The 6,781-nt window shown below is 61.6% G+C and carries 4 protein-coding genes; 1 reads left to right on the top strand and 3 read right to left on the bottom strand.

Annotation, left to right across the window (positions count from 1 at the left end):
- Positions 1-1,448: 1,448 nt before the first annotated feature.
- Positions 1,449-1,625 (top strand): hypothetical protein, encoded by a 177-nt coding sequence (locus tag EMQ25_RS18075; RefSeq protein WP_158626057.1) that lies wholly within the window; start codon positions 1,449-1,451, stop codon positions 1,623-1,625.
- A 270-nt stretch (positions 1,626-1,895) separates the two neighbouring features.
- Here the strand turns inward: EMQ25_RS18075 and EMQ25_RS11325 are convergent, their stop codons facing one another.
- The 3 genes from EMQ25_RS11325 to EMQ25_RS11315 all read right to left on the bottom strand — a co-directional run bounded on the left by EMQ25_RS11325 (position 1,896) and on the right by EMQ25_RS11315 (position 6,707).
- Complete coding sequence (locus EMQ25_RS11325) at positions 1,896-2,978, bottom strand: cache domain-containing protein (protein ID WP_127188677.1); 1,083 nt, start codon at positions 2,976-2,978, stop codon at positions 1,896-1,898.
- Positions 2,979-3,098: 120 nt separating this feature from the next.
- Positions 3,099-4,079, bottom strand: a complete 981-nt coding sequence (locus tag EMQ25_RS11320; protein ID WP_127188676.1) for a sensor domain-containing diguanylate cyclase — start codon at positions 4,077-4,079, stop codon at positions 3,099-3,101.
- An 87-nt stretch (positions 4,080-4,166) separates the two neighbouring features.
- Complete coding sequence (locus EMQ25_RS11315; protein WP_127188675.1) at positions 4,167-6,707, bottom strand: EAL domain-containing protein; 2,541 nt, start codon at positions 6,705-6,707, stop codon at positions 4,167-4,169.
- Positions 6,708-6,781: the final 74 nt, after the last annotated feature.

The raw sequence follows: 6,781 nt of genomic DNA, 5'->3' as shown, positions 1-6,781 counted from the left end.
GGCTACGCGACCGTTGGGGCGTGCTGGATTCCTGGCTCTACTGGCTGACGGCGTTCGCCTTCCGGCTTTCCTGCATCGTCTATCCCCTGCTCTACTGGTATTTCGGGGTCATCGTGGTCGATGCCGACATCAACGGCATCCTCGCCCATTTTATCCCCTATTACCTTGCCTCGATGCTCTACATGAACTTCGTGTCGCGCGGCATGTTCGTGCCGCTCATCAACGACATCAGCCAGCTCGTGGGCGCCTGGGAGATCTCGCGGGCTGCCGTCATCGGCTGGCTGAGGCCGCACGGGCATGCCTTCAAGGTCACGATGAAGGGGGGCGAGCGCAACCGCGTCACCGTCCACTGGTCGATCCTGCGGCGGTTCCTCGTCCTCTTCGTGCTGACGCTGTTCGGGCTCGTGATTGGGCTTTTGTCCGACTATGCGTTCGACGCCTATGCGGGCGAAGGCAAGGCGGTGATCCTNGGCGCCTGGGAGATCTCGCGGGCTGCCGTCATCGGCTGGCTGAGGCCGCACGGGCATGCCTTCAAGGTCACGATGAAGGGGGGCGAGCGCAACCGCGTCACCGTCCACTGGTCGATCCTGCGGCGGTTCCTCGTCCTCTTCGTGCTGACGCTGTTCGGGCTCGTGATTGGGCTTTTGTCCGACTATGCGTTCGACGCCTATGCGGGCGAAGGCAAGGCGGTGATCCTCTTCTGGACGCTCTACAACCTCGTCGTCCTCGCCGGAACGATCCTCGTCTGCATCGACCTGCCGCGCACCGCCTCGATCCTGCGCTCCAACCCTGAGCAAATCCGCGTTCTGCTGCCCTCGGGCGAGCGCCAGGCCTGGCTCGTCGACGTCCATCAGGAAGCGCTGCGCCTGCGCGGGCTCGACCTGGCCCCCGGCACGGTCTTCACGGCGATCGTGCCCGANATCCTCTTCTGGACGCTCTACAACCTCGTCGTCCTCGCCGGAACGATCCTCGTCTGCATCGACCTGCCGCGCACCGCCTCGATCCTGCGCTCCAACCCTGAGCAAATCCGCGTTCTGCTGCCCTCGGGCGAGCGCCAGGCCTGGCTCGTCGACGTCCATCAGGAAGCGCTGCGCCTGCGCGGGCTCGACCTGGCCCCCGGCACGGTCTTCACGGCGATCGTGCCCGAGATCGGCCCGGTCGAGGCCGAAGTGACCCAGGTCGTGGGCGCAACGCTCGATGCGCGGCTCGATCTCGGCTTTGAAGCCCGCGAGCGCCTGATCGGCAAGCTTCACACCAAGGCGGGCGCTCCAGGCACGGGTGTCGTGGCGGCCGCGAGCCTCGGCGCCGGCCTCATCCGGCGCGTCATCGCAGGCACCATCAGGTGAGCTAGCGGGAGGCCCCCTCGCCGGGGCCCGATTGCAGGCGCACCACCGCTTCGCTCAGCGTGTTGACCTCGCGGAAGCGCGTGTGCTNCGGTCGAGGCCGAAGTGACCCAGGTCGTGGGCGCAACGCTCGATGCGCGGCTCGATCTCGGCTTTGAAGCCCGCGAGCGCCTGATCGGCAAGCTTCACACCAAGGCGGGCGCTCCAGGCACGGGTGTCGTGGCGGCCGCGAGCCTCGGCGCCGGCCTCATCCGGCGCGTCATCGCAGGCACCATCAGGTGAGCTAGCGGGAGGCCCCCTCGCCGGGGCCCGATTGCAGGCGCACCACCGCTTCGCTCAGCGTGTTGACCTCGCGGAAGCGCGTGTGCTCGCGCACGTAGCCGACAGGTTCGCCCTTGGCGAGCTTGAGGAGCATGTCGGCGAGCGTGCCGAGGGGGCGCAGCAGCGAGATGAGGACGAGCGCAAAGGCGAGGATGGCCANGGGTGTCGTGGCGGCCGCGAGCCTCGGCGCCGGCCTCATCCGGCGCGTCATCGCAGGCACCATCAGGTGAGCTAGCGGGAGGCCCCCTCGCCGGGGCCCGATTGCAGGCGCACCACCGCTTCGCTCAGCGTGTTGACCTCGCGGAAGCGCGTGTGCTCGCGCACGTAGCCGACAGGTTCGCCCTTGGCGAGCTTGAGGAGCATGTCGGCGAGCGTGCCGAGGGGGCGCAGCAGCGAGATGAGGACGAGCGCAAAGGCGAGGATGGCCACCAGATAGGCGAGCACGGCGCCGAGCGCCATGGTCGACATGAACTGCCGCTGCGCACCGAATACGAAATCGGGATCGATCCGCGCGACGAGCCGCCAGCCGAAATCGGGCAGCGTCTCGTAGCCGAACTGCGGCACGATGCGGCTGAAATAACTCTGCCCGTCCGGCCATGTCTCGCTATAGGTGCCGTCGACCCCGAGGGTGGCGGCGCGGAACACGGAGAGCTGTCCGGTCGCATCGCTGATCGAATCGGTCGCGAGGATGATGGTGCCAGCGCTGTTGACGATGAAGGCGTCGAGCTCGAGCTCCGCCGCCGCCTCGGTCACCAGCGAGCGCACCCAGCGCCAGTCGACATGCGCCCCGAGCACGCCAGTCATCTGTCCGCCCGGGCCCAGGATCGGGGCCGAAAAATCGACGAAGCGCAGGGGCTCTCCACCATCGTTGCCGAGCAATTGCGCAAGCAGCACCGCCTCGTGCACATCGCCTGCGAAGGGACCTTGGAGCCCCGCCTGAAACCAGGGGCGCTGTGCCACATTCTGCCCCACGAGCAGGCCGTCCCGCGCCGAGACCACCGTGCCATCGGCGCGCGCCACGCCTATCCAGGAGACCTTGCCCTCGTCATCGGCAAGCGCGTCGAACCGGACCTGCAGGGCCTCGGGATCCTCATTGATCGCGATCTGGCCCGCCGTCAGCTCGACATCCCGCCACTCTTCATAGAGCGCGCGCGAGAGGAAGGTGCCGAGCGCCTGCGCGCGCACCTCGACCGCCCGCACCGCAGTCGCCGTGCCATAATCCTGAAGCCCGCGCTGGAAGAACACGCCCAGCACCAGCATCGCCGTTCCCAGCACCAGGGCCACGATCAGCACGATCAGCGATTTCAACGACATGGCTAACACTTTCACTCTTCGTGGAGCAGAATAGTTTGGCGGAAGGGCAGTGGTTAGCAGCAGTGTCAACGGGTTCAGCTTGCTCACCCAACCCGCTCGTGCGAGCAAATGTCGTTGTATCTAGTTTTTGCCAGCAAACACGACGCAGTTACGCCCTTGTCCCTTAGCGGCATAGAGCGCCTGGTCTGCTGCCAGCAGCAGCGGTGTCGCGCCCTTGTCCCGCTCATGCAGCATCGCAATTCCTATGCTGGCTGTAACAGTAAGCGCGCTCTTCTCAGCCTGGATGACGGCCTTCTCAATCGCGACACGTATCCGAGTCGCTATGGAGAGCGCCAAATCTGACGTCACGCCTGGCAGGATGACACAGAACTCCTCCCCGCCGTATCGGCCGACATAGTCCGACTTGCGGACAGCTGTGTCCAGGATATTGCCCACCTTCGCCAGAACAGCATCTCCGACCCCATGCCCATATTTATCGTTGATGATCTTGAAGTGGTCGAGGTCCACCATCAACACTGCCAGGTCTGTCCGCAGACGTTCGGCATCCTCGATTTCCTGTTTGGCAACCCGCAGGATAGTCGCACGGTTCAGCGTGCCAGTAAGGGCATCAATCGAAGCCTGTTTGCGCAATTCCAGATGCTGAATGGCCAAAGCCGCCAGATTTTCAAGACTCGCCAGCTGCTCCGCCGTGATCGATCTCGGGGTGGAGTCGAACACACACAAGGCTCCAAGAGCATAGTCGTCGGCGTCGGCCAAGGGGACGCCAGCATAAAACCGAACCTTCGGTGAGCTTAACACGAAAGGGTTGTTGGAAAAGCGGGGATCTAATTCAGCGTCGGGTATCACCATGGGTTGAGGCGACTGAATGGTGTGGGTGCAAAAGGACGTTTCCCTTGGGGTGTGCGAGTCTGCTATTCCCCGCCGCGAAATAAAGAACTGCCTGTCTCGGTCGAGGAGCGAAATGGCCGCAGACTCAGAACCAAGAATGGTCTGTGCAAGTTGGACTATTCGGTCAAGGTCCCGATCGGATGCCGCATCGAGCAACCCATGCCGCCTGACTGCAGCGATTCTTTCGTCCTCGTAGCTGGGGAAGCTGTTCATTAGGTCTCAAATCTCATCCGCTGATAATTCGGAGCCCGCTGCCCTATACACATGGCGAAACGCTCTCCCCTGATTGCGACAGAGCTGCTAAACGTTGGCGCGCCGCCATCTGGCCTCCGCCAAGTGGGCCGGCACCTCGTCAGCATTCATCGGTCGGCCGAAGAGATAACCTTGACCGAATTCGCATCCCCATGATGCCAGCAGTGCTGCTTCCGCCGGTGTCTCGACACCTTCGGCAACCGTTGCAAGGCCCATGGTCTTAGCTAGCCCGATCATGGCACGCACGATCTCCCGCCCTTTTGGTCCGCTTCGCATGCCAGATATGAACGATCTGTCGATCTTCATTTCGTCCACGGGAAGGGTCTGCAAATGGACGAGTGATGCATAGCCTGTCCCGAAATCATCGAGCGAAATCGAAACCCCTTGCATTCTGAGGTCGTCAAGGCGCTGACAGATAACGTCCTCAAGCTCGTCGAGCAGGACCCGCTCAGTTATCTCAAGCTTGACGCACCGCCTTTCGAGCTTGTGATGATCGAGTAAGGTGATGAGCCGGTCGCCAAAATCGCGGCTGACGATGTTTTCAGTAGCCAAGTTGATCGAGCATTGCCCGAAGGGCACATGGGCGGCACTCCACCTGGCCATCTGATCGACGACCAGTTCAACCATGCGCAAACCGATCGCGTCACTCAGACGCGGATCGTCGAGCGCTGAGCGCACTGCAATTGGCGAAAGAAGGCCTTTTTCGGGGTGACGGATTCGGAGCAGCGCTTCCCAGCCCCGGGGGGCAAAAGTGCTCAGGGACACGATCGGTTGGAAAAAGGGCTCGATCCACCCTTCACGCAATGCCGTCCGCGCCAGCTCGAACTCTTCGGATCGCCGGGCCGTCAGACTGCGGATCTTGGGATCGAATAGCTTGATCGATCCTTTCGCCGTAGACTTCGCCGCATAGAGAGCTAGATCGGCGCGCTTAAACACTTCGTCAGCGAATTCATCTGGTCCGCCCAGCGCGCACCCGATGCTCGCCCTGCTCGTCCTAGCCTTCTTGTTGCGCTTCATGCGGGCCTCAAGTAGCGCCTCAATTTCGCGCGCTCGTGTCAGAAGGCACTCGTCGCTGAAGATGACTCTGGAGATGATAGCGAACTCATCGCCCCCTAACCTGAATACGTGCTCGCCTGGCTCAGTGATTGACAACAGGTGTCGGCCAAACAGCCGCAAGACGGCATCTCCCGTCAGGTGACCGTGGCGATCGTTAATGAGCTTGAAGTCGTCCATATCGAGGACCATTAAGCCTAGCGGTTCCGATGAACTCGCCAACGCTGCACGGAGGTCGTTCACGAACTGCCGTCGATTTGGGAGGCCCGTGAGATCATCTTGGAAAGCCTGGCGCCTCAGTCTTTCCTCGGCGACTTGACGTTCATGGATGTCGTCTACCGCTCCATACCACCGTAGGACTCGGCCATCTTCGTTTGCCCGAGCAAAGGCCCGGGCTCTAACCCAACGATAGGATCCGTCCTTGAGGCGGATACGATAGGATGCGTCCAAAGGACATCCTGACACTATTGACTGTTGCCACTTCACCGTCGTCGGTTCGACATCATCGGGATGCAGTCCCGTCAGCCATCCATCGCCCAAGGCGTCTTCATGGGTTATCCCCGTCGCCTCAGTCCACCGTCCCGACACTGTCAGGACCTTGCCTTGCGCATCTGCGGTCCAGGGAATTTGCGGGTTGAGCTCGACGGTATAGCGGTAATGCTCCTCACTTTCGCGTAGCGCTTCGAGCATGCGAGCGCGCTCGATGGTTACCGCAGCTAACCTGCGCAGCCGGTCCATCTCTCGCGTTTCGGCTGACGACGGCTCACGCGGAGCAGGGAAGTAGAAGCCAAATGACGCAATGACTCTGCCTTTTGAGTCAAAAACTGGTTTCGACCAGCAGGCGCTGTAACCGAGTGCCAACATGGGCTCGCGCCATCCCTCCCAGAGAGGATCGGTTGAAATGTCAGAGCTGATGACATCGCGCTTTTCATAGACGGCCGTGCCACAAGACCCAGCTCGTGCGTCGATGCGGACTGATGCAATATCTCTATAGGTATCCTTGGGAAATTTCGGCGCGATGCCAGTAGAAAAGTTCTCGCCGTCCTGATGGACGAGCAAGATGCTGCAGGTGGCGCCCGAAAGTTGCTTTTCTGCCGCGCGACATAGTTCTACGAGCACCTCCTCGAGTTCTGCGCCAAACAGCACAAGGTCGAGAATCCTGTTGTGAGCAGCGTCGCGCGCCTCGCTGATCAACCACTCATGCGCATCGATCGCGCAGCCAATCCATCTGTCACCCCCGACATAACGTGCACTGAGCAGATGGCGATGGTAGACTCCATCATGCCTGCGCACTCGGATTTCCGTCTGAATTTCGGGCTGTCGCGCTCCGTCCAGTGGAAGCTGAGCGTGAAACGCAGCCACATCCGCTGGATGAATAGCGTTCAGCCAGCCGTGCCCGAGCCCGGCCTCAAGGGTCATACCGGTGAACTTCTGCCAGTGCTCGTTGTTAAAATCTACCGAGCCGCGGGAGTTCGAAATCCATACGATACCCGGAACGGCCTTCGTTAGTGTCTCGAACAGGTTGTTGTCATTCATTGCGCGTCCGCCTTGTGCTGCGCTGCACAAATCTTGTGCATAGGCGGGTTAACATCAACTTGCAGGAGCTATGC

This window comes from Arsenicitalea aurantiaca (assembly GCF_003994485.1).
In the GTDB taxonomy this organism is placed as follows: Bacteria; Pseudomonadota; Alphaproteobacteria; order Rhizobiales; family Devosiaceae; genus Arsenicitalea; species Arsenicitalea aurantiaca.
The sequence above is the reverse complement of the archived record's forward strand: the minus strand, read 5'-3'. Positions and strand labels throughout refer to the sequence as shown.